General features: G+C 45.3%; 25 protein-coding genes. 4 read left to right on the top strand and 21 right to left on the bottom strand.

Annotated features, from left to right (window positions below; translation table 11 throughout):
- The 4 genes from bshC to MHI37_RS13020 form a co-directional block, all read right to left on the bottom strand.
- Positions 1-1,641, bottom strand: coding sequence for a bacillithiol biosynthesis cysteine-adding enzyme BshC (gene bshC, locus MHI37_RS13035; protein WP_076335686.1), 1,641 nt, complete (start codon positions 1,639-1,641; stop codon positions 1-3).
- A gap of 147 nt (positions 1,642-1,788) precedes the next feature.
- Positions 1,789-2,172, bottom strand: a complete 384-nt coding sequence (locus tag MHI37_RS13030) for a DUF3397 domain-containing protein (protein ID WP_076335687.1) — start codon at positions 2,170-2,172, stop codon at positions 1,789-1,791.
- A gap of 16 nt (positions 2,173-2,188) precedes the next feature.
- On the bottom strand, positions 2,189-3,181 hold the full coding sequence (locus MHI37_RS13025; protein WP_076335688.1) for a 2-dehydropantoate 2-reductase: 993 nt from the start codon (positions 3,179-3,181) through the stop codon (positions 2,189-2,191).
- Positions 3,182-3,332: 151 nt separating this feature from the next.
- Positions 3,333-3,983, bottom strand: a complete 651-nt coding sequence (locus MHI37_RS13020) for an RsfA family transcriptional regulator (RefSeq protein WP_076335689.1) — start codon at positions 3,981-3,983, stop codon at positions 3,333-3,335.
- A 275-nt stretch (positions 3,984-4,258) separates the two neighbouring features.
- Between MHI37_RS13020 and MHI37_RS13015 the strand changes: the two genes are divergently transcribed.
- Positions 4,259-4,495 carry a DUF2626 domain-containing protein gene (locus MHI37_RS13015; RefSeq protein WP_076335690.1) on the top strand — a complete coding sequence of 79 codons (237 nt, stop codon included), beginning with the start codon at positions 4,259-4,261 and terminating at the stop codon, positions 4,493-4,495.
- A 147-nt stretch (positions 4,496-4,642) separates the two neighbouring features.
- Here the strand turns inward: MHI37_RS13015 and MHI37_RS13010 are convergent, their stop codons facing one another.
- Entirely contained in the window at positions 4,643-5,806 is a 1,164-nt protein-coding gene (locus MHI37_RS13010) for an SAM-dependent methyltransferase (RefSeq protein ID WP_076335691.1), read from the bottom strand.
- A 73-nt stretch (positions 5,807-5,879) separates the two neighbouring features.
- Here MHI37_RS13010 and MHI37_RS13005 point away from each other — a divergent pair, with 73 nt between their 5' ends.
- A complete protein-coding gene (locus MHI37_RS13005; RefSeq protein ID WP_076335692.1) occupies positions 5,880-6,986 on the top strand; it encodes a hypothetical protein in 1,107 nt (368 codons plus the stop codon).
- Positions 6,987-7,048: 62 nt separating this feature from the next.
- Here MHI37_RS13005 and MHI37_RS13000 read toward each other — a convergent pair whose 3' ends face one another.
- Both MHI37_RS13000 and MHI37_RS12995 read right to left on the bottom strand, forming a co-directional pair.
- The gene (locus tag MHI37_RS13000) at positions 7,049-8,344 is read right to left on the bottom strand and encodes an extracellular solute-binding protein (protein WP_179090162.1); all 1,296 of its coding nucleotides are present in this window, start codon (positions 8,342-8,344) and stop codon (positions 7,049-7,051) included.
- A 139-nt stretch (positions 8,345-8,483) separates the two neighbouring features.
- The gene (locus tag MHI37_RS12995) at positions 8,484-9,815 is read right to left on the bottom strand and encodes a PhoH family protein (RefSeq protein ID WP_076335694.1); all 1,332 of its coding nucleotides are present in this window, start codon (positions 9,813-9,815) and stop codon (positions 8,484-8,486) included.
- Between the two features lie 118 nt (positions 9,816-9,933).
- On the opposite strand from MHI37_RS12995, the gene MHI37_RS12990 reads away from it, so the two are divergent.
- Positions 9,934-10,473, top strand: a complete 540-nt coding sequence (locus MHI37_RS12990; RefSeq protein WP_076335842.1) for a YhcN/YlaJ family sporulation lipoprotein — start codon at positions 9,934-9,936, stop codon at positions 10,471-10,473.
- A gap of 39 nt (positions 10,474-10,512) precedes the next feature.
- On the opposite strand, the gene MHI37_RS12985 is transcribed toward MHI37_RS12990, so the two are convergent.
- The 7 genes from MHI37_RS12985 to MHI37_RS12955 form a co-directional block, all read right to left on the bottom strand.
- Positions 10,513-10,755 (bottom strand): hypothetical protein, encoded by a 243-nt coding sequence (locus MHI37_RS12985; protein ID WP_076335695.1) that lies wholly within the window; start codon positions 10,753-10,755, stop codon positions 10,513-10,515.
- An 81-nt stretch (positions 10,756-10,836) separates the two neighbouring features.
- Positions 10,837-11,889, bottom strand: a complete 1,053-nt coding sequence (locus MHI37_RS12980) for an LCP family protein (protein WP_076335696.1) — start codon at positions 11,887-11,889, stop codon at positions 10,837-10,839.
- A 17-nt stretch (positions 11,890-11,906) separates the two neighbouring features.
- Positions 11,907-12,179, bottom strand: coding sequence for a hypothetical protein (locus tag MHI37_RS12975; protein WP_076335697.1), 273 nt, complete (start codon positions 12,177-12,179; stop codon positions 11,907-11,909).
- Positions 12,176-12,487: a YlaH-like family protein gene (locus MHI37_RS12970; RefSeq protein WP_076335698.1), complete on the bottom strand. Its 312-nt coding sequence runs from the start codon at positions 12,485-12,487 to the stop codon at positions 12,176-12,178. The genes MHI37_RS12975 and MHI37_RS12970 overlap by 4 nt, the downstream gene beginning before the upstream one ends.
- Before the next feature lie 178 nt (positions 12,488-12,665).
- Positions 12,666-14,507: a translational GTPase TypA gene (gene typA / locus MHI37_RS12965; RefSeq protein ID WP_076335699.1), complete on the bottom strand. Its 1,842-nt coding sequence runs from the start codon at positions 14,505-14,507 to the stop codon at positions 12,666-12,668.
- A gap of 38 nt (positions 14,508-14,545) precedes the next feature.
- Positions 14,546-15,028 (bottom strand): hypothetical protein, encoded by a 483-nt coding sequence (locus MHI37_RS12960; RefSeq protein ID WP_076335700.1) that lies wholly within the window; start codon positions 15,026-15,028, stop codon positions 14,546-14,548.
- A gap of 167 nt (positions 15,029-15,195) precedes the next feature.
- Positions 15,196-15,861: a TerC family protein gene (locus MHI37_RS12955; protein ID WP_076335701.1), complete on the bottom strand. Its 666-nt coding sequence runs from the start codon at positions 15,859-15,861 to the stop codon at positions 15,196-15,198.
- Between the two features lie 137 nt (positions 15,862-15,998).
- Between MHI37_RS12955 and MHI37_RS12950 the strand changes: the two genes are divergently transcribed.
- Positions 15,999-16,691 carry a TerC family protein gene (locus tag MHI37_RS12950; protein ID WP_076335702.1) on the top strand — a complete coding sequence of 231 codons (693 nt, stop codon included), beginning with the start codon at positions 15,999-16,001 and terminating at the stop codon, positions 16,689-16,691.
- A gap of 34 nt (positions 16,692-16,725) precedes the next feature.
- Here MHI37_RS12950 and MHI37_RS12945 read toward each other — a convergent pair whose 3' ends face one another.
- The 7 genes from MHI37_RS12945 to MHI37_RS12915 form a co-directional block, all read right to left on the bottom strand.
- Positions 16,726-17,619 carry a glycoside hydrolase family 43 protein gene (locus MHI37_RS12945; RefSeq protein WP_179090163.1) on the bottom strand — a complete coding sequence of 298 codons (894 nt, stop codon included), beginning with the start codon at positions 17,617-17,619 and terminating at the stop codon, positions 16,726-16,728.
- A gap of 212 nt (positions 17,620-17,831) precedes the next feature.
- On the bottom strand, positions 17,832-19,481 hold the full coding sequence (locus tag MHI37_RS12940) for a hypothetical protein (RefSeq protein ID WP_076335703.1): 1,650 nt from the start codon (positions 19,479-19,481) through the stop codon (positions 17,832-17,834).
- 93 nt (positions 19,482-19,574) lie between these two features.
- Positions 19,575-20,903, bottom strand: coding sequence for an extracellular solute-binding protein (locus MHI37_RS12935; protein ID WP_076335704.1), 1,329 nt, complete (start codon positions 20,901-20,903; stop codon positions 19,575-19,577).
- Between the two features lie 134 nt (positions 20,904-21,037).
- Positions 21,038-21,877, bottom strand: a complete 840-nt coding sequence (locus tag MHI37_RS12930) for a carbohydrate ABC transporter permease (RefSeq protein ID WP_076335844.1) — start codon at positions 21,875-21,877, stop codon at positions 21,038-21,040.
- A gap of 4 nt (positions 21,878-21,881) precedes the next feature.
- A complete protein-coding gene (locus MHI37_RS12925; RefSeq protein ID WP_083676128.1) occupies positions 21,882-22,796 on the bottom strand; it encodes a sugar ABC transporter permease in 915 nt (304 codons plus the stop codon).
- A gap of 63 nt (positions 22,797-22,859) precedes the next feature.
- Positions 22,860-24,461 (bottom strand): response regulator, encoded by a 1,602-nt coding sequence (locus tag MHI37_RS12920; protein WP_076335706.1) that lies wholly within the window; start codon positions 24,459-24,461, stop codon positions 22,860-22,862.
- Positions 24,454-26,256, bottom strand: a complete 1,803-nt coding sequence (locus MHI37_RS12915; protein WP_076335707.1) for a sensor histidine kinase — start codon at positions 26,254-26,256, stop codon at positions 24,454-24,456. The genes MHI37_RS12920 and MHI37_RS12915 overlap by 8 nt, the downstream gene beginning before the upstream one ends.
- Positions 26,257-26,269: the final 13 nt, after the last annotated feature.

Below are 26,269 nucleotides of genomic sequence, written 5' to 3'. Positions count from 1 at the left end.
TTATAAATACACAATTTCATGTCCGCCTGTACGGCTATATGGCGCATCCAGCAGCGAATCCAGCCAGTTCAAGCTATATCTATTCCAATAGGCCGCCATATTAAGAACACGCTCCTGCGGCTTCCCAAGCGGTAGAATAGATAGATGAATACGATCCAGCTGACGCGTCGACGCTTCAAATTGCTTATTGAAGGCGTCAACCGTCTTCGACCCCATATAATTAATCTGTTCAACAATTTTTTGCAAATTAGTATCGCCTAGCTTTGAGAGAGAAGGCTGAACGGATGTTGCGAGTGCTAATAACGGCTTATAAAGCTGCTCGAAAGCATCTCTTGCATCTGCAAATTGCTCTTCAATGGATAATCCGTCCTGCTCCTTCAGCCAATCTGCCTTGCGTTCCTCAAAGCGCTCCATGACATCAGCAAAGGTCAACTCATACTTGCCCATATGCTTCGCAACGGTTCCTTCGATCAGAGTATAGGACATGCGTGGAACGATGATCGGCATTTCCATGCCTAGTGTACGGAACGCTTCCCCGGTCAGCGCCCAGTAGGCAATCTCCCCAGGTCCTAGCACTGTTGCAAGCACAGGAAATAAATAATCCTGCATGAGCGGTCTTGTAAGCACATTATTGCTTAACTGCTGAGGCTCGTCGATGGCGATCTGGAGCAGCTCAGTCTCCGTAAGCGAAAGATGGCCTCTTCGATCTTGGAATACGCCATCCTTCTTGTGGAGAAGTGTTCTTTCATTTCCATTGTCTGCATGAAAGAAAAAGAGATTCGCGCTTCCAGGTGTCACTTCTGCTTGCAGCTCGTAATCAAGTTCCTTGATTTGGGCAGCCGAAGAGGCGTAAGCCTTCTCCAATTCATTATTCCTCTGGATGATTCGTTGGAACATTGGAGCTTCCAGGCGGCGAATGCTCTCATGATCAGAATCTAGCAGCACAAGTCCATGCTTGCCGAACAAATGACCGAGCAGCATTGCGAAGAAATCAGATAATGAATCCGCCCTCTGCGACATTTGACGCAGCTCCTCAAGCATAACTGGCTTAAATTCAGAGGAAGGCAGCGCCTTCTCAAGCTCGGCAAGAAGTGTCGCCCAGTCCTCGCCTGTTAATTTGGTGCGGCTAACCGATGTGCGAGCTCCTTCCGGCCTTGCAACTGAAAGCTTGCGCAGCTCCTGCTCAGCTGAAATTACATAAGCATGATTCGCCTCATCCCAATCATGATCCTCGCCGGCAATCCAAAATACCGGCACTACCGTTTGTCCAAGCTGCTCGCTCGCTGATTTTGCAGCCCCGATAATGGATACTGCTTTATGTATGACGAGCAGTGGTCCTGTCCAAAGTCCAGCTTGCTGTCCTCCAACAACGACAAGCGCTCCCTCTGCAATCGCTGAGATCGATGCGAAAACTTCAGGCGCGGCACCTGCCCTCTCGTTATATACTCGAAGTACACCCGCTACCTCAGCAGCCTCAGCTCTAACATGACTGCTTTGCTGCAAACGCTTAGCTCGTCTTTCCCAATCCTCTTCCGCCCCCGCATGATAGCCATACAAAGCTTCAAGACGGTCATCTGTACGGTGTATATAAGCCTCTGTTAAAGGCTGGGCGCTTCGTAATGAATAAGTTTCTTCTCTCATAGCGCGGCCTGTAACCTCCTGCTTTATAGTCGTCAAAGCGACTTCGTAATAAACACTTAACTACACAATTGTACACAAAGGTGAAGCTGTCCGTCAAAACAAAAACGCCTCTGCATAGGAGAGACGCTTTGCGGATATTGGTTAGGATTAAATCGTCAGCAAATTCTTGCCAATAGCCACACACATAAAGACGATATACAGCACGCTCATCGAAAAAAAGCTAAGCCGCCAAATCGTTCGAAAAACCTTTTTGACGTCAACAGCTCCCCGCTTGCGGAATTGCGCATTACCGAGCAGCCCGCCCCCAAGCAGCATAAACAGCAATATGCCATAAATGCCGAAATTGCTGCCAAATAAATCATCGAACAAAACGGCTACGCAACCTATTAATAAAGCAGTCGTAATATCCATCGCTAATCGAAATGCTTTCTTACGATCCTGAATATAAGCCCCATAACCAAATAATATGATTGCGAAAGGTATGATTGGAAGGACCGCCATATAAGCATAGGCATACTTAATGATCTCCATTGCTCTTCGTTACCTCCTACTTCTGCTTTGGATGCAGCGCTTGCACTAGTTCAGCAATTGCTTGGTTTAGCGGTGCTTGCATATCCCGCATCGCAGCATGCCTTGCAACACCGCCATTAATCGCATCAATTTCAGTGATTCTACCTGCACGCACATCGCTAAGCATAGAGGAAATATTACGGCTGGTTTGCTCACATACGTCAATAATTAACTGCCATCCATTCTTTGGCATATCCATACCGGCTGCCACGAGAATTTTCTCCGTTTCCGAGTATAGCGCACGCATCAGCTTCTCCCGCAGAGGGTCTTTAGCAAGCTCGCCGTTTGTCACATTAAAAATAGCCGTCAACGGGTTGATCACCGCGTTTATGAGCAGTTTATTGAAAATACGATTCTTCAAATCTTTCGACAGAAAAGAGGAAAATCCTGCCGATTGAAGCATAATAACTAACATTTCTTGCGATAAATCAAGTATTTTGTATGAAGCGCGAGTACTTGCGTTCCATTCACCCAGCCATAGCTGTCCTTTGCCTGTATGTTCTACCGTTCGTGCATCCAGCCGCTTGGCTCCTTCTGTCGTAACCGCAGCGTATAGAGGGGTTTGCGAAAGCACGCGTTCTATTTGTTCCAAATGGCCGATTCCGTTTTGTAAGCATACGACAGCCGTCGGTGCTGTTTCTGTGCTTGACGTCAACTCATTAAGCTTCGCAAGCAGCTCATCGTTAATATCCGTTTGTTTAACCGTTAGCCATATCCAGCGATAATTATTATCTTCTCTATCACCTATCTCAGATCTCGCTGCATGAGCAGCATGTCCGATCCAGCTGCTTTTCACTGGAATTATTCTCTCTGCCTTTCCACCAAGCTCTAGCAGTCGAATTCCTTTCTCAGCAAGCAATACCGCTTGCTCCTCGCTTCGTGTCCAAATCGTTATATCTGCACCCGCTTCTGCCAGCATCGCCCCAAAGAGCAGCCCAAGTGAGCCTCCCCCTACCACATCTATTCTCACGTTATTTCTTCCTTTCTGTCCGTTCCCTTCAGCAATTAACAATTATCGTATCAAACCTACCGAAATTAATGCAACAAATTCATGTGTTTATATAAAAAAAGAAAGGCTAGCCCATAAATATGGCCAGCCTCCCTTATTTCGCATCCAAAGCTTACTCGATGCGTTCCAAATTCCCATTTGCATCCATCTTGAATCTAGGCTTTGCTTCGTCATCATTCGTAAGCACAGTCAGCCTGCGTGCACGATCCATAATTTGAATCAACGTCTTGTAATCATCATTTACCGCACGATAATCCGTCTGAACATTGTTAACCTCTTTGGACAATCTCTCATTGTGATCTCGCAATCGATACAGCTCATCATCTTTTTCTTTCATTTCCTTCTCAAACCATTTAATTTGACGCGCTAAATCCTGATAAGTGGTCTTCCAGCCACGAAGAAAGCGAATAACTGCATCAACCGATAAACCTTCCTCAATTGACCCGCTGTCTTGCCTTATTGCGCGTTCATCTGTTTCAAAAACGGAAATCGATGATACATGCGGCGTTGCAACAATCGTTTGTTTCTTCAAGTAATTACGTTTTTGACGCTGCTGCTTAGCGATTTGAATTGCATCCTCGTACCTTTTGCGAACACAGCTGTTCCACCGAAATCCACAGGCTGCGGATGTGCGGCCAATTCGTTCCCCTACTTCTTCAAAAGCTGCAAGCTGTGTACTTCCTTCGCGAATATGGCGTAGTGTAACCTCGGCGAGTATAAGATCATCGTCCGGACTCCACGCATCTTGTCTGACTGCTGTCATGCAACAAAAACCTCCTAACGTAAAGGCGCTTACTTTATCTCTATGCCCTTGGTAGAGTTCATAGAATCTATTGGATACTAATTTGTATAACCAAATTTTCGATTACTCATACATGTTAGCTCTGATATTTGAACAAACTAATGCCGAGGCCGACACACTTTAATGATTTGCCACAAAAATTTGTCATTTGATTAAGGTTTTTAGTTTACACTTATATAACCAAACGTTATAATGATCATTAGAAAATCGGGTCACAGCGAGAGGGGGATGTTATCATGGCACGTATGTATCGGGTACTTGGATTTTGGACCCTGGTCATCGGACTTATGGCTTTTGCAGGCCATATGACGGAATTTGCGCTTCTATTTTTTGCGCAAGCCGTAGCTTTCGTATTTCTAGGTTACTTGAATTTCTCCGAAAGAACTTACATTACAATGTTCTGGGGATATATGATCATTTCATTCGTGGGTTTCACGTATTGGTCGGTCTTCAAGATGGACTTGCCTTTCTAAGAAGGCGAAAGAGAAATACGCCATGGCAAGCTGAATACAGAGCCAAATGTCGTAATTCAATCATGTATACGTTAAACGCATACATACTGTAAGGTAAAAGAATTAAAAAAAACGGTGCAGCCCCATGGGCTGCACCGTTTTTTTTATTTATAACAGCTTTTTATCCAAAACCATTACTTTAAACGTCTCGCTCATCTCATCGCTCAGCAGCAGCTGCCTAATCGCTCGATTAGTCCGCGCCTCCGCACTAAAGGGGTCGGTGCTTTGATGATTTTGCAGCAGCTCCATTACGCCATGCTCCATCAAAAATTGTTTCTGAGTAGCATAGCTCGTAACCTGCCAGCCGCTTTGCACCGCAGCATGACGAATAAACGTGAACGGAACATGGGAGGTAATATCCTGTTCTCCGATTCGAACATAGGGAGAAGAACTAGCCTGATGTCGCGAATAGCACAGGAGAGTTCCCAGCATCCGATGCTCAGCAGCATATTCAGCAGACTCATGACCATAATCAATGATCACTAATCTCCCTCTTGTCATTACACTGCCCAGCCTATCCAGAAACTCCGCTGCACCTGCGTGAATCTCTGTCTGCTGCCCCTCTCTCAGCACGATGCCATCGCGACTAAGCCAGCTTGTAATTCGGCTATCGGTCAAAGGCATGCACACCTCATAAAAACCTTTAGCCTCGCTGTAAGCGACCCCCAGCTCCCACAGCTCTCCCTCTACATTTTGTACGCGGTGCACCGGAAATGCATCAAACAGCTCGTTGGCAAACACCAGTGCAGGCTGTTTCAGCCATTCTGATTCCCAAGCCTCGTTTGAGCTCACAAAAAGCGTTTCCGAGCCGAGCTCGCTCGCTATTTGCGAAAAAACGTGACGTGCCGCATCGCGATGAGCAGGATGATCCTCCACGAGCACACTTTTGTATTTTCGCTTCCAATTCTCGGTACGCATCGTCCCGGCTTCCACAATTTGTGCAGACAGTCTTCCTGTACCCGCTCCCCATTCCACTAGGCTTAGCGATTCATCGATCGTGCGCGCATAATCAAGAGCGAAGCTCGCGAGCACTTGCGCCAGCACCTGTCCAATGGCTGAACTTGTATAAAAATCACCCTCCCTGCCTATCCGAACAGCTCCAGAGCGATAATAGCCATACTCAGCATCGTACAAGCAAATTGCCATATAATCTAAAAATGAAATACATGCAGCCGTATGCTTATTCCCGAAATTATCTTTATACCAGCCTAAAGAAGCAGATTCAACAATCTTTTTTGAAATAGAAGCTGCAAGCGCATTTTCCTTCATCATAAGGTTCATCCTTTTCCAATTGTAAGATATAATAGAATGGATTGCCGCATAAAATGAATGCTGAGGAGGGACGATGCCGTTGACATTGCCAGCCAAGCGCAATCGCATTTCCATAGCAATCATAGCGATGCTCTTCACCACATTGCTTCTCATTCAGCTTCCCGTATGGGCCGAGCCACTGCCGACAGAAGAAGAGGAAATGCATTCGCTGCTTGAAAAAAGTTTATCCGTCGTCGAAATTGATAAGGAAATTATCCGAATTGGAGAGCAAAAACAGCAGCTTTTGCTAACAATGACGGATACAGAGAGACAATTGGTGCTTCAAGAGCAGCAAATAGAGCTCAAGCAAGAAGAAGCTGGAAATGTTCTTCGTGCTTACTATGTAGGCGAGAGAGATTTTTTATTAAGCGCACTTCTCTCATTCGATTCGCTTTCGGAGCTGTTTCAAATGCTGGATTACGCTGAAATCATTTTGACACATGACAAAAACACTTTAAATACATACGTTGAGCAGTACAGAAAGGTTAAAGAGGGCTATCAGCTGCTGGAAGCACGCCGAGACGAGCTTGATGCCATCGAGGAGCAGCTCCAAACGCAGAAGACACGGGTGCTGGCACTCGAGAAACAGCTTGATTCCGAGCTTGCTGGCCGCTCAGATGCTGACAAAATCCGTATTTTGATGAATGAGCTTACTTCTTACTGGGAAACTGCGGGTGTTGATGAGGTGAAACAATATTTCCGTGCTCTTTCGAAGGCGATGCAAAGTCTGCCTGCCTGGATACAAGATAATAAGCAGCTGCTTGAGATTAAAGGCTTTCAATATACAATACGAGTGCCAGAGCAATCTTTAAATTCCTTTTTACGTGAACAAAATGACATTTTCAACAATTTTTCATTCGTTTTCAATGAGGGAAGCATCATTGCCGAAGGAAAGCGAGACCAGATGGAAATTAAAATAAGTGGCCATTATACAGTTGAAAATGATCCGAAAAACGCGATTCTGTTCCATGTGGATAAGCTGATTTTCAACGGTTTTTCTCTGCCGGACACGACTAGCCGCGCCTTGGAGAAGGAATTTGATCTTGGCTTTTATCCCGATTTAATTGTACCTTTTCTGAAAGCAAATGCTGTCGATATTAAAGATGGCGAGCTTACCATTAAGCTTAATTTAAAGCTGTAGTCCTCTTGTTTCTATATTAATAAGAGCCTATCCCATCGTTCGTGGAGTAGGCTCTTATTAGGTTATTCCCCGCTTGCAGCCGTAAGCGAAGCCGCATACGCGTCTATTTGAAAGGCATCTTCAGAATACAGTCTCCACATATTCTCGCGATAGCCCCATTTTCTGGGCCATTGCGGATCTGGTGAAGGCAATTCAGTATCCGCGCGTTTCGAATTTAATACTTTCTCCCACCATGGCGGCGGAATCTTCTCTTGTTCTCCGGACAGCATGCTGTTATACGAATAAATAGAGGCTCTCGTTGGCAGCGCTCCCGTTTCAGTATACATGAGCTGCTGACTGCTTACATCAGTCATCTCCTGAATCCAAAGCATTGCTTCCTCCTCAACGTTGCTATTCGAAGAAATGACAAAGCTGTGTCCATTTAACCAAGGGTACACAATTTGATCTCGATCCACCACCAGCTTGCTTTGCAAATTCTCATTAAGCCGTTCAAATTCCGTCCAGGGAATAATAGCTGCGAAGAGCTTGTTGCCTTGAAAGGCCTCGTTTAACTGACTAATCGCATCAACCGCAATGCTGCTAATATGAGGCATCATCAGATGCATCCAATCCAGCTGAGAGAGCTGATACTCATCTAAAGGCATCACTTTCCGAACTTGTGCTAAACCCTTATGAAACGTGTCCAGCCAAACGAGCTGCTGCTCTAAGTCGCCAGCACTCCAATTGATGATGCTTGCCTGCGGATGAAGCTCAATAACCTTTTCTGCCGCCTGCTGGAACGAAGCCCACTCTGACGGCGCTTCCTTCAATCCGGCTTCCTCAAGCAATGCTCCGCTCCAAACGACAACATAAGGGTTCACATCTCTAGGGACGCCCCATAAATAGCCATTCCATTTAAGCGAGTCCAATAATCCAGCCATTTGATCTGAGAGAATATCCCCTGTCATGATACTATCCATAGGCTTAAGAAAACCTCGAACTGCAAAAGGTTTTACCCAGCCGTTATCGAGCAGCATAATATCAGAGGCCTCACCCTGCTGACTCTGAGTCTCCCACATCTCATAAGACTTGCTCTTTGGTGAGTCATTGCTGAGCTTCACTTGAATATGAGGATATTTAATCATAAATTGCTGGTTGAGCTTCTGTAGCGTCTCAAACTGCGAGCCAGGCAAGGAAACGTTTACATAAATATCCGAGGGCTGATCAATGACAAGCTTGCCGATTGCCGGCTGCACATTTAGTTTCCCATCAGGATTGCTAATATTTTCCGTATTTGTATTCCTAGAGAACGGGATAAGCAATAATGCTGCTAACAGTAACATGCCGACAAAGAGCGGCACATATTTTCTGGGAGTCACAGCCTTCTTCCTTTCCTCCTTATATCTACTAAAAATAGGATAACAATAAAAAGGCATTTTGTCCAAATGAACCTGTTAAAAACCGCAAAAAGAGCTGTCTCAACAAGCAGAACGCCTTGTTGAGACAGCTCTTTACGTTTTAAAGCAAGTCTGCTGCGAGCTGTGCAAGCTTAGATCGCTCACCCTTCTCCAGCGTCATATGACCGCTTATCCCCTCATTCTTGAAGCGTTCCACGATATGCGTCAGGCCATTGCTAATAGAATCCAGATATGGATGATCGATTTGCTCAGGATCGCCCATTAGAACTATTTTGCTTCCTTCACCAACTCTGGATACGATTGTTTTCACTTCATGCTTCGTCAGGTTTTGCGCTTCATCAATAATAATAAACTGACCAGGTATTGATCGTCCGCGAATATAGGTCAGTGCTTCAACTTGGATACTGCCCATCCCCATCAATATTTTATCAATATCGCCAGACTTCTTCGTATCGAATAAATATTCTAAATTATCATAAATCGGCTGCATCCATGGACGCAGCTTCTCATCCTTCTCACCTGGCAAATAGCCGATATCCTTGCCCATGGGAACGACTGGCCTTGCGATAAGCAGCTTCTTGTACTTATGCTCATCCTCCGTCTTCAGGAGCCCTGCTGCTAATGCCAGGAGCGTCTTGCCTGTGCCAGCCTTGCCCGAGAGTGTTACGAGCGGGATATCGTCATTTAGAAGCAGTTCAAGCGCCATACGCTGTTGTGCATTTCGGGCCGTAATGCCCCATACCGGATCATTGCTTAAATACAGGGGCTCCAATCTCGCACCATCCTGACTTACTTTCAGAAGCGCTGATTTCGAGGTGCCCATCTCATCACGCAAAATAACGAATTCGTTCGGGTTTAATCGGATATTTAAATGCATGTTGTTCACTGTAAGAAATCGGTACGAATAAAATTCATCAATAACTGCCGGGTGAACATAAAGCGTGATATATCCAGAATAAAACTCTGAGGATACAACCACTCGATCCGATAAATAATCCTGTGCAAGCAAGCCCAGCACGTCCGCCTTAATTCGTACAAGGACATCCTTGCTGACCAAAATAATACTTCTTTTCTCCTCTTCGTTCTCCTGCTCCAAATGGTAATTCAGCGCGACCGCCAAAATCCGATTATCATTTGACATATCTCCAAACATTTCTTGCACACGCATAAAGCTGCGGTGATTTAACTCTACTTTGAGCACTCCTCCGCTTGGAAGCTCGATCCCTTCATGCAAATGTCCTTTTTCTCTCATTTTATCGAGAAGCCGTGAGATCGAGCGCGCATTTCGTCCTAATTCATCTGCCAACCTCTTCTTTGAATCAATTTCTTCCAACACGATCGCGGGAATTATGACTTCATTATCATCAAAAGCAAAAATCGCTTGCGGATCATGAAGCAGCACATTTGTATCGAGCACGAATATTTTTTTCATGAGAACCCTCCCGGCGTTGGATATTCATTAGAGGCCATACATAGCAAAGCGCAGCTGCGGGTAAACTATGGCGACAGATCATTATATGATTTTCAACGTGAAAAAAGAGGTGGCAAACATGTTCAAATGGTTTATTTCAACGATCATTATTGCGATTGTAGCGACAGGCTGCAGCACCGTCGCACGTAATGAGACATCACCCTCTCCTCAAAATAACGGCCGCGTCAAGACTCAGCAAACCGAACCGCGCAAGAAAGAAATAACAAACTCAAAGCAGGTGGCGGCACATCTGGAGCAGTTGGCCAAAGGAATTGACGGCGTTACGAATGCTCACTGTGTAGTATTCGGCAACACAGCGATTGTCGGCATTGATGTAGATGCCAAGCTAGACCGCTCGAGAGTAGGAACAATTAAATATTCTGTTGCGGAAGCCTTCCACAAAGATCCTTACGGCGTTGACGCGCTAGTTACAGCGGACATCGACATCTCAGAGCGAATTAATGAGATTGGAGCCGATATTAAGCGCGGCAGACCTATCCTTGGATTCGCAGAAGAGTTGGCCGATATTGTAGGAAGAATCATTCCACAAATGCCGCGCGATGTGATGCCGGATGAGCTTGAGAAAGAAAATGCCCCGCAAAAAAATAAGAAATTGTAAAGACTCCCTGAAGACACAAAAAGCCTAGTGAGCTATTCACTAGGCTTTCTTCATGGCAGCATAAACTTGTACAATCAAGTTGTCTGCAGCACTGTTCTTATTCGGTTGGTTGCGCGTGAAAGCAGTGGACAAGCCTACTCCATTAGCAGCGTTACCACTAGCTGTCATGCCAGAGGACAAAGGGAAGTACAATACCGTATCATGCTTGTGCAATTGAACAATCGTTTGTGCAGGCAATACTACGAATGGCTGCTTGGAAATTGCGAATACGGTGTCGGTCATAAGCATGACCCCCTTCTGAACAGATTTCAAAAATGGCCTCTGTACACCTATTATATCCAAATCCGTAGCCGCAGTCTATGGCTATTCAGCCATTTTTGCTTGAAGCGCAGCCTTAGCTTCTGCCAGCGCTGAGTCGCTTAAATAGACGTAAGGACTCTTCCAAGTTCCCTCAAGAGGAATAAAAGCAACTTCGTCTCGGCCCATGCCAACATAAGTGGTCATCATATTGACGATCTCCTTGGAAGGCATATCCATAGTTAGATTATTCCCAACTGCGTCGATAACAGAACTTAATTTCGTAACACCATTCAAAGATTTTAATTTGTCTGTAAGTGCACCAATAACTTGGCTTTGTCTTTTGTTGCGATCAAAGTCGCTTGACATATTTTTACCGTTATTCGATTTGCGATAGCGTACAAAATCCAGCGCCTTCTCGCCGCTCAGCAGCTGAAAGCCTTTCTCCAGGTCGATATTTGTGCCGTCGGCGGAATCGGTATATTTCATTCGCATATCGACATCTACCTCTACACCGCCAAACTCATCCACAACATCCGCGAAGCCTTGGAAATTAATTACGGCAGTATATTTAAGGTCTATATCGAACAGCTTGCTCATAACATTACGCACTTCCTGTTTCGCATCTGCGTAAGCCAGTTCCTTTGACAGTTTTTTGGAATTTAGTGCATTCATATAAAAGTCAGCATAAAAAGCGTTGGCTTTGCGAGCTCTATAGCCATCGACATCAACAATGGTGTCACGCGGGATCGTCACAATGGTTGCTGACTTGTTTGGATTAAATACGGCAACCATCATAACATCCGTATTCAGGCCTCCACCATGACTTCTAGAATCAATGCCCATCAGCAGCATTCCAACAGCCTTCTTCTTCACAGACTCTGCGGCTGGCACGGCGACTTCCGTATCAGCAGGTACTGTAGAGATATCTTTTATCGCTTCATCTGCCTTAAAGACTAAATACGCTAGACCCGCAGCAATAATGAGCAATACAGCAAATAGCAAAATAAAAAAGGTTTTTAAAATAGAACGTTTTTTACGCGGCTTTGGTTTTTTTGTTTTACTTGCCTGCTGTCGCGCCGCCGTTCTTGATGGTAATTCCGTAGAACCTTTGCTCATATGTGCCACCTTCAAATTCAGTTATATTTAGGATTGGATTCGATGTCTGTTAGAAGCTGCTCTCCAAGCTCACGTGGATATAGCTGCAGCTTTGAACGGCTTTCCTTCACATATTTCACATGAATCATCGTATCATCGATTTTGATGATGGAGTAGTCAGTTAAGCCATGATCTTCGGATAATATTTGTTCGAAAAAAGCAAGCGTATCCAGAGCTGATTGATCCTCTTGCCGGGCATCCGATACTACCTTTATTTGCAGCCAGTTAAATAATGCGTCCTCCAGCTTCATTTGCCTGATTCCGCATTTTGCTGTCTATTATCGTCCGCTTTATTGCCCTTCCATTTGTCATACAGCTGACGGCCTCTCAGCATAAGCATCATAAGCACAGCTATACCCATACATTGTATAATTGGCAGCTTATCTACCTGTAAAATCATAAGAACAAAGGAACCGAACGCAATCAAAGCATACACTAATATTTCCTTTAACAACGGCAGCTTTTGCTGTGCACGGAACACTTTATTGAATATGTATATTGTAAAGCCTAATATGATTAAATAAGAAATGAGTTTATGATCGCTGAACCACGCCTGCATGCTGTTTACCTCCTTCTCCTTTTTAACGCTTCTCGCCATGTATAAGTTGCACGGTTACCTTTTCATTGTGAAATATAAGTGGGATTATAAGTTAAAAAACTTATAATCCCACTTATACTTTAAAGAAAACGTAAGGCTTTGCGTTTGCAAAACCTTACGTTTGATTATTGGCTTGCTCTTAAACGCTGGCTTGAGCATTTTTACGGTTTTTGTCCGCACGCTCGCGCTCGCTTTTATTCAATATTTTTTTGCGAAGACGAATCGTCTTCGGAGTAATTTCACATAGCTCATCATCATTCAAATACTCAAGCGCTTGCTCAAGTGAGAATAGACGTGGGCTTTTTAGTGTAACGGTATCATCTTTACCAGCAGAACGAATGTTATTCAGCTGTTTCACTTTACAGATGTTAACGATGATATCATTCTCACGAGTATGCTCGCCAACGATCATGCCTTCGTAAATTTCAGCACCCGGCTCCAAGAACTGAATACCGCGATCCTCAACACCCAGCATGCCGTAGAATGTCGTTGTGCCGTTTTCACTTGCAACAAGCACGCCTTGGTGACGTCCGCCAACACCAGAACCTGCAAGAGGACCGTAGCTGTCAAATGCGTTGTTCATAATGCCGTAACCGCGTGTCAATGTCAGGAACTGTGTACGGTAGCCAATCAAGCCGCGTGCAGGAATTTTAAACTCCAAGCGCACTTGTCCGTTGCCGTGGTTGATCATGTTCAGCATTTCAGCTTTACGAGTTCCAAGGCTCTCCATAACAGCGCCCATGCTTTCTTCTGGTGTATCAATTAGTAAACGCTCGTAAGGCTCTTTCTTCGAACCATCGATTTCTTTAATGATAACCTCTGGTTTGGATACTTGAAGCTCAAAACCTTCACGACGCATGTTCTCGATTAGAATACTTAGGTGAAGCTCACCACGGCCTGAAACGATAAATGCATCAGGGCTGTCCGTTTCATCAACACGAAGTGCAACGTCTGTCTCAAGCTCTTTGAAGAGGCGCTCACGAAGCTTACGGGATGTAACCCATTTACCCTCGCGACCTGCAAATGGACTGTTATTAACAAGGAATGTCATTTGAAGGGTAGGCTCATCAATTTTGAGAACCGGCAAAGCTTCAGGATTTTGTGGATCAGCAATCGTTTCGCCGATGTTGATTTCGCGAATACCCGCAATTGCAACGATGTCGCCCGCGCCTGCTTCAGCAATCTCAACACGCTTCAAGCCTACGAAACCGAACAATTTCTCGATTCTAGCTTGTTTTGTGCCGCCTTCACGAGTCATTACAGCAACTTGTTGACCTTGCTTGATTACTCCGCGGTTAACACGGCCAATCGCAACACGACCAAGGTACTCATTATAATCAAGCAATGTAACGAGGAATTGGAGTGGTTTTTCAACATCTTCAGTTGGAGCTGGAATATTGCTTACGATTGTCTCGTATAGTGCTTCCATGTTCTCGTCCTGTTTCTCAGGATCAAGACTTGAAGTACCCATCAAAGCGGAAGCAAAAACAACCGGGAATTCAAGCTGCTCATCATTTGCGCCTAGCTCGATGAATAGGTCAAGCACTTCATCAACAACCTCTTGAGGTCTTGCGTTCGGACGGTCAATCTTATTTACTACAACGATTGGCGTTTGGTTCGACTCAAGCGCTTTGCGCAAAACGAACTTTGTTTGCGGCATGCAGCCTTCAAATGCGTCAACGACCAAAAGTACACCATCAACCATTTTCATAATACGCTCAACCTCGCCGCCGAAGTCAGCATGTCCAGGCGTATCAACGATATTGATCAAATAATCTTTGTAGTTAATTGCTGTGTTTTTTGCCAAAATTGTAATCCCGCGCTCACGCTCAATGTCATTGGAATCCATTGCACGTTCCTGCACTGCTTCATGATCGCGGTACGTTCCTGATTGTTGTAGCAGTTTGTCAACCAATGTCGTTTTACCATGGTCAACGTGGGCAATAATGGCGATATTCCGTAAATTCTCTCTTGCTTGCATAACTTGTAATCCACTCCATTTGTTTTTTATTTAAATCCTTACCAGCGTCTGCGTTTGCCAAGCATCAACCAACCACCTGCTGCAATTAAAGCAACAGCAATCGCATAAATCCCCCAGCTCCACAATAGAACAAGCACAACAAACACGGCCGATGCGGCAGCAAGCGCAAGCGATGCCGTGAGTACAACACGAGGTATGGATGAACCGAACAAATAATATTCGTAAAGACCAGCTGCCACACCAAAAATAAACAGCGGCCACAAATATTTCAAGCTATCCCATCCAAAAAGGTTGCAGACGATAAACAGCAGGGCATAAACGACGAGCATTCCGCCTGGGACTAGCACGACCGCCGGAACTAATCTGCCAAAGTAAAGCACATGCAGCAGTATTCCAGGTATCAGAACGAGCAGTGGCCAGAAGACTGCGCCCAGGAAGCTGAATACACCTAACTTGCCCAACAAAATAACGAGCCCGACTAACAGCAAAATAATTCCAGCGGAATATTTGTTATTAGGCATTCGCGCTTCCGCTCCTTACAACGTCATTCGCATATGTTGACGAAAGACGACAGTTTTTATCTATATTAGTTTAAAGGAACTGAGGCAAAAATACCAGTACGTAGAGACCTTTGAGCAAAAAAAAACCTTCACTTCTTATTTTACTTATTTATATCCACTCATAAACCTTATGAAACGGGCTTTTTTTTGACAATAGCAAGAAAGATAACAAGCGGCACGCATAGCAGCGGAATCGCTTCAGCAAGCATTTTGGAGCCATGAAACAGCAATTTATTCATTCCAGGGTCATGCATCAACATTCCTCCAGCGGCATAAGCAAGCAAAGCGGCACCAATATATGAGAGAGCAGGAAACTTTTGAAGAAGGGTCCCCAGTATTTGACTCCCCCAAATAATCATAGGAATACTAAGAGCGATTCCCAGCACAATGAGAACCGGATCGCCATCTGCAACAGCAGCTATAGCAAGAACATTGTCCAGGCTCATAACGAAATCAGCTACCACGATGGTCCAAATCGCTTGACCAATCGTTTTAGCTTTTTTCACCCTATGCGAGCCATGCGTCTCCCCTGCCTCCGCAAGCAGCTTTACTGCAATATAAAACAGCAGCAAAGCACCGATCGCCTGCAAGAATGGGACCGCCAGCAGCTTTATTGCAACTAAGGTTAATAGACATCTAAGCCCTACAGCAGCAAGCGCTCCCCACCAAACGGCGCGTTTGCGCTGCTCGGGTGGAAGCTGACCGCTCGCCATTGCAATGACAATAGCATTATCTCCGCTAAGCAATACATTAATTAAGACAATCTCAATAAATATAATAATACTGTCCACCATACATCCCTCCCCTCTAAAAGCTGTATGTACAGGCTGTAGGGAATATGTCCAAATAAAAAATTGAATCCATATTCTATACCCTTCGTATTTATTGTAAACTTCTAGAAGAGCTTGCTTGGGAAGGAGGATATTTACTCATGGAATTACTCTCGGTCGAGTTTTTCTCTGCCCTGCTCACCATCGTTTTCATTGACCTGATACTCGCTGGCGACAATGCCATCGTAATCGGATTGGCAGCCCGTAATCTACCAAAAGATCAACAAAAGAAAGCGGTCATTTGGGGTACAGCAGGCGCAGTCGGTATTCGGGTTATTGCAACCCTCCTCGTCGTCCAACTGCTAAATGTGCCGTGGCTTAATCTCGTTGGAGGATTACTTCTAATCTGGATTGCTTATAAGCTTCTTGTTCAGGAAGATGGCCATGACGGCATCAAATCTGGCAACACGCTTTGGCAATCTATTCGTACAATCATCATCGCTGACGCCGCAATGGGCATTGATAATGTCATCGCAGTCGCGGGTGCTGCACACGGCGATACTCTGCTCGTCATTCTTGGCTTAATTATTAGCGTCCCCGTTGTCGTATGGGGCAGTACGATCTTTATTAAGCTGATCAATCGTTTCGAATGGATCGTGTACCTCGGTTCAGCTGTGCTTGCTTACACCGCTGCAAAGATGATTACACATGAAAAATCTTTTCAAGCATTTTTCGACAATAAGCTTATCTTCTGGTCCTTCGTCATACTGATTATTATGATCACTACTGCTGCCGGATGGTTTACCAATCTGCGCAATAAGACCGCACAACAAAAAAGCAGCGAATCCCGTTAGGGGGTTCCTGCTTTTATGATGTTCTCCCCATTTATTACAGCATCTCGCCTAGCACTAATTCACCGTCTTCCTCCACCACTTCAATAAAGATAGGCCGTTCATCCGGTGTCTGATTGGGCGTATGAATCGTAAGCACTAATCGTCCTTCGAAAGTACGGAATACCATGCCATGTCCCCCGTCATTCTGATAAAACGCCTTTTCCTCATGGAGCCACGGCCCAGTTACAACGCCAGAGAGTGACTTCGCTATGCCCAGAGCATATTTGTTGTTAATAAAGCTAGCCCACAGCATATATAAGACTCCTGAAGCCGTATGGAATAAATAGGGGCCATCGGTTACATAATTGTCTTGATTAGGATAGCGCGGTGATTGAAAAGATGTCGTCCATGGCGCTTCAGATGCTTTGAATAGCACGACCGGCTCTGAAACTGCGCGTTTAAAATCCATGCTCAGCTTCATCGCGCATATTTCCCCATCTGCGGTTTGCTGCCACTCGTGACAGAACACCATCCAAGGCTGCTTAGCTTGATCCACATATAAGCTCCCATCCAGCGAGCTCCAATTGACTGGTGTAACAGGCCCCTCACTGTGAAGCTCAAACGGTCCCAGCAGTTGATCTGATGCAAGTATCGCTGTACCAAGCAAGCCATTATCATTTCTGCGAAAGGTTGCAAACATAAAGTATCTGCCCTCATGCTCATAAACCTCTGGTGCCCAAAAATTCGTATCCGAAAAAAAGTCAGCACTCGGTCGGAAGGCTGGAAACGGGCCTTCCCACGTCTCCAGATCATGACTTGTATACGCATCAAATCCGGTTCCCTTGCCCCAAATATTTTTATCCGTGCTTCCGTATAAATAATATTTCCGCTGCTGGGTGACCGGAAAAATGAAGGGATCTCGAATCTGTAAATCTTCTCTTTTAATCATAACTCGCTCCTTTATCTCTATAAGTTGAACTAGAAACTTACGTTTTGGGCGCTGCGCGAGTAGATCATTCTTACGATCGCGGTTGCAGCCAGATTCTTTGATTTCCTAAGACATTTAAAGGTAAGAATCCGGCTGCAAAGGCGAACACTTCGTTTCTCCAGAACGATCTTCTCGCTTCGCTTACACTTCATTTTTTAAGTTCAACTTATTCATTACCGATATGTTGGATTAACGACACCAATCGTTGACGTCACGCTCAGCGTTCCGCTCTCATATGCCAGAACCTGATTCCCGCTCACACGGAATGCAATGCTAGTATCTTTATATTGTAGGGTACCTTGAATCTCCCTCACACTCATTCCGATGATGCCTCTAAGCTCGCCGCTGCGATCGGTAATTACACGCACTCCCTTCGGAAATTTCATCCAACACTCTCCATTTCGATACAGCTCAGAGCCTTCCCGCATATTCAGCAGCTCATAAGCTATACCGTCCACCATTCGGCTGTAGCCTGTCTCACTCGCAATTTCTTCCCCGTGATCCATATCATACGGAACAAGCCCCGTAAACCAAAGTTCACCCTCTGGCGTCGGCAAAATACCGCATAAGCGCTCTACATAATCCAGCAAGCACAAAATTGATGGGGAGTAAGCCTCCGTAAAGCCCTCATCCCCAGTCCATGGGCTGACTGCCTGCGCAAAGCGGGTAGCCTTCGCAAATGAAGCTAGAATAGGATACATCACCCACGTGAGCTCTACATGACGGCCATGATGCTCAAACGCATGCGGCGTCCGGATCAGGCTAAGGAAATTCGAAGCTCCGCCCCAGCTGTTATAGCTTGAGAAGGGGTCAAATCTTGGATCGTCCATAGACATGGAGGTGAACGGATATTTTGCGAAAAACTTGCTCGTATTCAACAGATAACGTCTCAGCATCGTATCAAAAAACAGAAGATCTCCAACCTCACAGGCCATCACGCGCAGAAGAACATCCGATTGCACGCGCACAAGCTCGTCATTCCGATCACGATCATAGAAAAAATGGTCCTCATCATCAAAGCAATAACGATATAAGCTAGCCAGACTCTCTTCAGCTTTAGCCTGCCACTGCTCACTAGGCAAACCAAGCTCCGCCGCTATGCGAGCCAAATACAGCCGCTGACAATACACATTAGCTGTCAAGTCCGGTGCCAAAAACGGCAGTATCGGAGAATCTGGATTCATTTGTGTGGCATCATTATGATGAGGCGTGTCTGGCACATGCCAAAAGCGCGGCGAGAGATCGTGTCCTGTATCGAATGTGCTGAAGGCTTCAACGCATCCAGTTCCGCGGGTATTTCGATAGGTCATCAGCCAATCGTCATATTTGGCCATTGCGTCATACATCGTTTGCAAAAAGCTTTTGTCAGCATGATGCAGCTTATAATGGTTCCACACGCTGCGCGCAAGCGGCGTCACCAGTTGAATTTGCCGATATGCGGGACCATGGTCAGTAACCTTGTAGGGGAGCATGCCGTCCTCACGTTGATGCTTGGCAAAGGAGCGATAGGTCGATTCAGATACAGACGGAATAAACCTTGAAAGCAGCTCGGCATTGATCGTTCCGGTGCTCTCCAGCCAGCAGCCTAGATAGATTCCTCCTTCCTGCAAAATCGGATCATCACCGCCTATAGGCACGATACAATCAAGCAGCGTCCGAAGCGCCGCGTAATAAACCTGCTCCAGCTTGCCAGAGCTTGCCGTAAAGCGTATGCCGCCCTCCATCCACTCTTCTAAACTTTTTTTATCGGAAGGCTTTTTCAGCTCGCCAACCTTCTCCTTAATCGAAAGTTCTCTAAGCTGCTTCAGCAATGATTCGCTCACTAGAATCGCCTCGCTTCTCTAATTAGTAAATACAAAACAGGCTGCCGCACGGCAGCCTGTCCCCCATTCCATAACAGCAAAATTTCAGCTGCTTTATTGATTGTTATTAAAAATTTTCACGGTACCCTCATAGAAGTCCTTGACTGCTTGCTCTACACTTTTGCGTCCAAATCCAATTTCATACATAGTTGAATCCGCAAGCTTGGAGTATTCCGAAAACCCAGGAGGGTTGTAGCTTACTGCGAATGGCTCTGACTTGGTCGCCTCAGATACGCGGCTGGTGTAATCATAAACGATTTTCTCCACAGCATTTGCTTGGCCTTCAAGAACCGTCCGATTTGCCGACGTTACAGGAACGCCGCGATCATTCCCTAAAATTTTGGCAACATCCGGATCATTAATAAAGAAGCTAAGCAGCGTTGCAACCTCGTTAGGATGCTTTGTTTTCGCATAGCCGGAAAGACCTTGGCTAGATTCGAACACCACGCCAGTACCTTTCTCACCGCGAGGCAGTTGAACCATAATAAGCTCATCTTGCGTTAGTCCTTGCAGCGCAGCTAATTGATTGGAAGGAATTAAACTCATCGCAACTTTTCCTGTAACAACCAATGACTTGCTAGTATCGCCAGGAGGATTTGATACATGAAGCTCGGAAGACACAACTCCGCCTGCATTCACTGTTGCATCCCAATAGTTGAACCATTGCAAGGCGTCAGCTTCTTCAAATCCTAGCGTTCCTTTATCCAAGTCATACAGCTGTTTGCCTTGCTGCTTTAAGCCAATGTCCATACCATCAATGGACATGTTATAAGTGCCGTAAATACCGTTGCCCAGCTTGTCAGAAACTTCCTTGCTGATTCGGGCAAAATCTTCCCAGTTCCAGCCATCCTGTGGTACCGGAATGCCTGCCTTGTCAAATAATGTTTTATTTACAACCACGCCCCTGGCATTAGCGCCAGCCGAGATATGAAGAAGCTTGCCGCCAATCGTTCCGTACTTAACCATCGATTGGTCCATGTCGCTTAAATCAAGCTCTTTATCTATATAAGGCGTCAGATCAAGAAGCACTTCCTTGTTGGCATAATCAACGACATTCCCACCCAGGAAGAAGATGTCAGGCGCTGTACCAGATGCAAGCTGTGTATTAAGCTTATCGAAGTAGCCGGTAGATGGAGCAAATTCACCAACAACTTTAATCGTAGGATTTTTCTCTTGGAAAACCTTTAGCGCTTCGTTTGTTATATCCGCTCTCTTCTGATCCCCCCACCACATAATGCGCAGCTCTACTTGCTTCGCATTTCCAGCATCAGTGCCGCCTGCCGCATTATCTTTACTTTCTCCTCCACCGCTTGTTCCGCCGGAGCATGCCGCTGTGAATACCATCAACATACCTAACATTAAAATAACTAACCGATGTTTCATTTTATTTCCCCCTCATTCTGATGTGCATTCGCTTTCAACTATGATGCTACCTTTAATTTCATCGTTTCGGAATTTCATTTCTTTGGGTATTCGTTATCAATTTTTTCGGTTAGCATATTTGAATGGCTCTCTTATTACTTAAGTCCAGTCGTCGCAATGCCATCCAAGAAATAACGCTGAAAGACGAAGAAGATGAGTGTAATCGGTAAAAGCGACAACGTCGACATCGCAAGCAGCGCACCCCAATCAGATTGACCTGAAGGATCAAATAAGGCACGAATACCGAGCTGTACCGTGAACAGCTTAATATCGCTCAAATAGATCATTTGACTAAAAAAATCATCCCATGACCAGATGAAGGTGAAAATGGCAGCAGATATTAATGCAGGCACAAGGAGCGGCATGATCATACGGAAATAGATTTGTCGCTGATTGCAGCCATCAATCGTCGCACTCTCATCGAGCTCTCTCGGAATGCCGCGAATGAACTGAACCATCATAAGGATGAAGAAGGAATCATGCGCCAGCCATTTTGGCAAAACGAGCGGAAAATACGTATTTACCCAATGAAGCTCACTATAAATGACGTATTGCGGAACAAGCGTAACATGATACGGCAGCATAATCGTCACCAGCATCATCGCAAACCATATTTTCTGAAACTTGAAATTAAGACGTGCGAAAGCAAAGGCGGCGAAGGAGCAGGTAATGACATTGCCAAGCACACTCAGTATAGATATCAACCATGAATTAGCGAAAAATTTTCCAAATGCGATGCCCTGAAAGCCTCTCCAGCCATTCACATAATTTTCCAATGTGAAGGAAGAAGACCATAGGCCTGACTCTGTAAAAATCAGCTCATTAGGCTTAAAAGAGCTGCTAATCAGCCAAAGCACGGGATAAAGCATCGCAATACCGAAAACGATAATTAACGTATGTTTCGTAAATCCGTTCATCTTTTTCATCTGCAGCATCATTTTACCTTCCTTCCTTGCTATCACCGTAGAATACCCAATATTTCGAAGTCACGAAAATAATGGCTGTAAAGATCCCGATGACTAGCAGCATAATCCAGGCTAGCGCTGAAGCATATCCCATATCGAAGTAAGAGAAGCCCTTCATATACAGGTATAGGGTATAAAACATCGTTGCATCCAGCGGGCCGCCTCGACCGTCTCCGATGACAAATGCGGGTGTAAAGGCTTGAAATGAATTAATGATGCTCATGACCAGATTGAAAAAGATAACCGGAGTCAATATCGGCAGCGTAATACGGAAAAACTGACGCACCTTGTTCGCTCCATCCACCTGCGCAGCCTCATATAGATCCGCTGGCACCTGCTTAAGACCTGCTAAGAAAATGACCATAGCAGAACCAAACTGCCAAACTGACAATGAAATAATCGTATATATGATGTAGCTCGGATGAGAAATCCAAGAAGGACCTGAAATACCGAACCAGCTGAGCATTTGATTCACCAGGCCATTGCCATCAAATATCTGCCGCCATACAATAGCGATTGCCACACTCCCTCCCAATAAAGAAGGAATATAATAAATGGTTCGATACACACCTAACGCGCGAATCCCTTTGTTTAAAACGATAGCAATCAGCAGCGCGAATACTAGGCGAAGCGGCACGGAAAGAAATACGTATTTAATCGTTAGCCACATGGAATTCGAGAAGGTTTCGTCTTCTTTAAAAATCTCAATGTAGTTGGAGAAGCCTGTCCACTTGGGGGCTGTTAGCAGATTGTACTTGGTGAGTGACAAATAGAGCGAATAAAGCATAGGACCTAATGTTAAGCAGAAAAAACCGATCAACCAAGGCAGCAAAAATGCATATGCCGTAGCATTATGCTGATTGGTAAGCGGCTTGCGGCTTCTTCTCATCGCGAATACCCCTCTCTTAATGATGTACTATCATCATAAGGGAGAGGTAAAGGAGATTGAATGCTATTTCTTCGGGAGTTCGCTATCAATTTTTTCAGATGACTGCTGCCGGTAGTCGGAAGGAGTTACGCCGTACATCCGTTTGAACTTAGAGCTGAAGTAGCTCGCATTAGAGAAGCCTGTTAGCTCCGCAATATCCCAGAGGTTCAGCGTTGTCGTTTTGAGCATGCGAGTCGCCTCCGCCATGCGCACCTCGTTCAAATAGTGATTAAAGGTCTTCCCGACTTTAGCTTTGAACATTTCTGAGAAATAAGAGGCATTATAATTAAATTTCTCTGCAATCATCGTCAAATTCAAATCATACATATAATTCTCGTCCATAAAATGTTTGGCAGCTAAGATCAAGGAGGGGTCGCTCTCTTGTGAATCGCTTTGCCGCTTCCGCTCAATCTTGCCAGCAATTTGGAGGAGAAACCGCTCTGCCTTATTTACTGTATCGAGACTTAGCGTCATTTCAGGTCTGAGCCAAAGCTGCTCGCTGCTCTCAAGGCTTATTCGTGATTCATGTGCGATGGTCTCAAGCATCAAATAAAGCTGGAAAATCACTTTGACAAAGCGAAGCTGTGAGACGAATCCTGCTTGTAATTCAAGTCTTACGGCATTCTCAAATGACTCAAGCTCTCCTCGTGTCAAATACCTCTCGATAAGCCTAATCGTTTGCTCTGAGAGAGCAGGCTGTCCTTCAGGCGAGTGCGAGTGTCGTTCAACCTGTTCATAAGGCAAATTCCATGCCAGCAATGAGGTAATATAGCCCTCCTTCCACTGCTTAAAGCCGCTTACCGCTTGTCCTGTTCCTAGTTTGAGCTCGAATGCCATATACGTATCTACACTCTGGTATAGTGACTTTGTAAAATCCTGCTCCAGCTCCTCATCCACAAGCATGACAAAATGCATTAAGCCTGGGTAATTGGCGTCACGAAAAAACGCAATGCTCCCTAGATGCTTCTCCGCACATTCTCTAGATATGATCTCGAATGGGAGCCGAAACTTATCGGGTGTCCGTTCAACCGTACCGTTTGTCCCCGGACGTTCTCTTAGCCCAATGGTTATAAACCGCACCTCCCTGTTTTCCCATGAATCAAGCTCAAACAATCGGGAACGATCCTTGACAATACTCTCTTGGTCGATTTCCTCTTTCACGAGATGTACGATAAAGTGCTCCTTCATCTCTTTGTAATATTGCGAGAGACGCCACTGGATCATGGCTGCCTGATCCTGATTATGCCGCTCATTGTCGAGCTCTTTCTTTACGTTTGCCAACGTTGAAGTTAATTCCTTTCTGGTGACTGGCTTAAGCAAATAGTCGCGAACATGATTGCGTATCGCTGACCTTGCATATTGAAAATCCTCATAGCCTGTAATGATAATCATGCGTAAGGATGGATACTGCTCATGACAAGCATCAAGAAATGACATCCCATCCATGACAGGCATATTCATATCTGTAATCACAATATCAATAGCTTCGCATGCCAGCCTCTCCAGCGCTTCCATGCCATTTGAAGCTTCACCTGCAATACGCAGCCCTAAACTGTCCCAATCTACCTTTAGCTTTAGTCCCTGCCGAATTTCCGGTTCATCATCCACGATTAATACTTTATACATGCTGGTGCTCCTCCTGTGCAGGTAATATGAGTTCAATACATGTGCCCTCGCCGAGCGTGGAAGCAATCTTAACCTCGAAACGCGAATCATAATATAAGCGGCAGCGGGAGAGGACATTGCCTAGACCAATCTGGCTATTGCGGCTTGCAAGAATATGCTCCAGCTGAGCGGAGGCCGAATACTCCAACAGCCCCTTGGTCTGTTCCGGGGTCATCCCGGGACCATTATCTGAGACGATAAGATGAACCCTTCCCTCCGCGTGCCTTACTTGAATACGTACTTGTGCATCTGTTTGATGCAGAAAGCTATATTTAACAGCATTTTCGATTAACGGCTGAAAAATAAACTTCACCGTCGTCAGCCTCCCGAGCTCGCCCTTCTCTTCTAGCGAGATGTCCAGTCTTTCCCCGAAGCGAATCTGCAAAATCGACATATAATAACGGACATAAACAAGCTCTTCTTCAAGACGGATGAGATCATCACTAATTTTAAGAGAGAAGCGCATCATTTTTCCGAGTGATTCAATAACCTCTACCGTATCATCCGTCCTTTTCTGTATGGCCAAGCTGCTCATCAGCTCCAGCGTATTAAACAGAAAATGAGGATTGATTTGCATAAGGAGCGCCTTATATTCCGCTTGCTGCCTAAGCAGCTTCAGCTCAAACTCAGTTTTAATATGCTGCCTGAGGCGCGTGACCATGTTGCGGAAGGTCTCTGTCGCGAAGCCAACCTCATTCCGAACGCTTTTCTCCGGTGCTAGCCTGCTCTCTGCAAGGTCAAAATCACCTCTCTGCACATGCCGCATGGCGAGCACCAGCCGCGAGAGCGGCTTCGTTATACCGTGTGACAGCCAAGTCGCCAATAGTAAAGACAAAATGAGCAATACAGCTGCGACGATTACAATGGTGCTTCGCAGACGGAAAAGCTGCGAGTACAAATCCTTCTCCGAGACGAAGCCGATTAGCATCCAATTCGTCTGAGACAGCTTTTTGTATACTAAAATATCCTTATCGCCCTGCTCGTTATTCAAATAGATTACGCCCTGCTTTCTCCAGCCGCTGCGTATATCCTCCACCTGCTTTGCCATATCCTGATGCAGGCCATACTCGGTCTGAGACAGCATCGGCTCACCAAGCTGATCCAACAAATAAATCGTTCCGCTCTCTCCCAAATGGATACGACTTAGCGGCTCTAGAAAATAGTCAGCGCTTACATTAACCTTCATAACGCTTTTTGTAAGTGAAGGCTCAAACGAACCGATCGGCATGAGCATGCTTATTACAGGATGCATGTTATTATTGCGAATTTCCGAGGCATCTGTGTGCGCTGGAATCCAGTATTCATCCTTTTTCTTAAAATCTTGATACCATTCCTCGTTTAGAAATGAAGAATCGGAGACGACTTGGTTGCCGCTGCTGACCCACATGCCTTCCTGTCTGTAGATGGCTACGCTAGAGACACTGGAGTAGCTGTTGGTTGTCTGAGTCAAAAATTGGCTCATGCGGTAATGAGCCAGGTTTCTCTCTCCTGGCGAAGCCTTGGCATCAGATGCTGCCATATCCCAATTGCTTGTAATCTCACTATTAAAAACAATCGATGCCAAATCATAGATTTGGATCTGAACCATATCAATGTACGAGCCGTATTCATCCATTTTCTCGAGTGCAGAAGACTCAATGTAGGAGCGGATAATCGAACGGGACTGATTAAACAAAAGAATCGACATCGTTACGAACGATAGTACAAAAAGCAAAAAGAAAATAGCAATTAAACGACTTTTTAGCGAATAAAACATAGTTTATCCTCCT

Origin of the sequence: Paenibacillus sp. FSL H8-0548 (assembly GCF_038630985.1) — a bacterium.
GTDB lineage: Bacteria > Bacillota > Bacilli > Paenibacillales > Paenibacillaceae > Pristimantibacillus.
Note: the sequence above shows the minus strand (reverse complement) of the source record. Positions and strands in the feature narration are given on the sequence as shown.

What these genes read in the sequence shown, in the direction of transcription:
- bshC (WP_076335686.1), bottom strand. Translation starts at nt 1,641, where the DNA reads ATGAGAGAAGAAACTTATTCATTACGAAGCGCCCAGCCTTTAACAGAG.
- MHI37_RS13030 (WP_076335687.1), bottom strand. Translation starts at nt 2,172, where the DNA reads ATGGAGATCATTAAGTATGCCTATGCTTATATGGCGGTCCTTCCAATC.
- MHI37_RS13020 (WP_076335689.1), bottom strand. Translation starts at nt 3,983, where the DNA reads ATGACAGCAGTCAGACAAGATGCGTGGAGTCCGGACGATGATCTTATA.
- MHI37_RS13015 (WP_076335690.1), top strand. Translation starts at nt 4,259, where the DNA reads ATGGCACGTATGTATCGGGTACTTGGATTTTGGACCCTGGTCATCGGA.
- MHI37_RS13010 (WP_076335691.1), bottom strand. Translation starts at nt 5,806, where the DNA reads ATGATGAAGGAAAATGCGCTTGCAGCTTCTATTTCAAAAAAGATTGTT.
- MHI37_RS13005 (WP_076335692.1), top strand. Translation starts at nt 5,880, where the DNA reads ATGCCGTTGACATTGCCAGCCAAGCGCAATCGCATTTCCATAGCAATC.
- MHI37_RS12995 (WP_076335694.1), bottom strand. Translation starts at nt 9,815, where the DNA reads ATGAAAAAAATATTCGTGCTCGATACAAATGTGCTGCTTCATGATCCG.
- MHI37_RS12990 (WP_076335842.1), top strand. Translation starts at nt 9,934, where the DNA reads ATGTTCAAATGGTTTATTTCAACGATCATTATTGCGATTGTAGCGACA.
- MHI37_RS12985 (WP_076335695.1), bottom strand. Translation starts at nt 10,755, where the DNA reads ATGACCGACACCGTATTCGCAATTTCCAAGCAGCCATTCGTAGTATTG.
- MHI37_RS12980 (WP_076335696.1), bottom strand. Translation starts at nt 11,889, where the DNA reads ATGAGCAAAGGTTCTACGGAATTACCATCAAGAACGGCGGCGCGACAG.
- MHI37_RS12975 (WP_076335697.1), bottom strand. Translation starts at nt 12,179, where the DNA reads ATGAAGCTGGAGGACGCATTATTTAACTGGCTGCAAATAAAGGTAGTA.
- MHI37_RS12970 (WP_076335698.1), bottom strand. Translation starts at nt 12,487, where the DNA reads ATGCAGGCGTGGTTCAGCGATCATAAACTCATTTCTTATTTAATCATA.
- typA (WP_076335699.1), bottom strand. Translation starts at nt 14,507, where the DNA reads ATGCAAGCAAGAGAGAATTTACGGAATATCGCCATTATTGCCCACGTT.
- MHI37_RS12960 (WP_076335700.1), bottom strand. Translation starts at nt 15,028, where the DNA reads ATGCCTAATAACAAATATTCCGCTGGAATTATTTTGCTGTTAGTCGGG.
- MHI37_RS12955 (WP_076335701.1), bottom strand. Translation starts at nt 15,861, where the DNA reads ATGGTGGACAGTATTATTATATTTATTGAGATTGTCTTAATTAATGTA.
- MHI37_RS12950 (WP_076335702.1), top strand. Translation starts at nt 15,999, where the DNA reads ATGGAATTACTCTCGGTCGAGTTTTTCTCTGCCCTGCTCACCATCGTT.
- MHI37_RS12945 (WP_179090163.1), bottom strand. Translation starts at nt 17,619, where the DNA reads ATGATTAAAAGAGAAGATTTACAGATTCGAGATCCCTTCATTTTTCCG.
- MHI37_RS12935 (WP_076335704.1), bottom strand. Translation starts at nt 20,903, where the DNA reads ATGAAACATCGGTTAGTTATTTTAATGTTAGGTATGTTGATGGTATTC.
- MHI37_RS12930 (WP_076335844.1), bottom strand. Translation starts at nt 21,877, where the DNA reads ATGCTGCAGATGAAAAAGATGAACGGATTTACGAAACATACGTTAATT.
- MHI37_RS12925 (WP_083676128.1), bottom strand. Translation starts at nt 22,796, where the DNA reads ATGAGAAGAAGCCGCAAGCCGCTTACCAATCAGCATAATGCTACGGCA.
- MHI37_RS12920 (WP_076335706.1), bottom strand. Translation starts at nt 24,461, where the DNA reads ATGTATAAAGTATTAATCGTGGATGATGAACCGGAAATTCGGCAGGGA.
- MHI37_RS12915 (WP_076335707.1), bottom strand. Translation starts at nt 26,256, where the DNA reads ATGTTTTATTCGCTAAAAAGTCGTTTAATTGCTATTTTCTTTTTGCTT.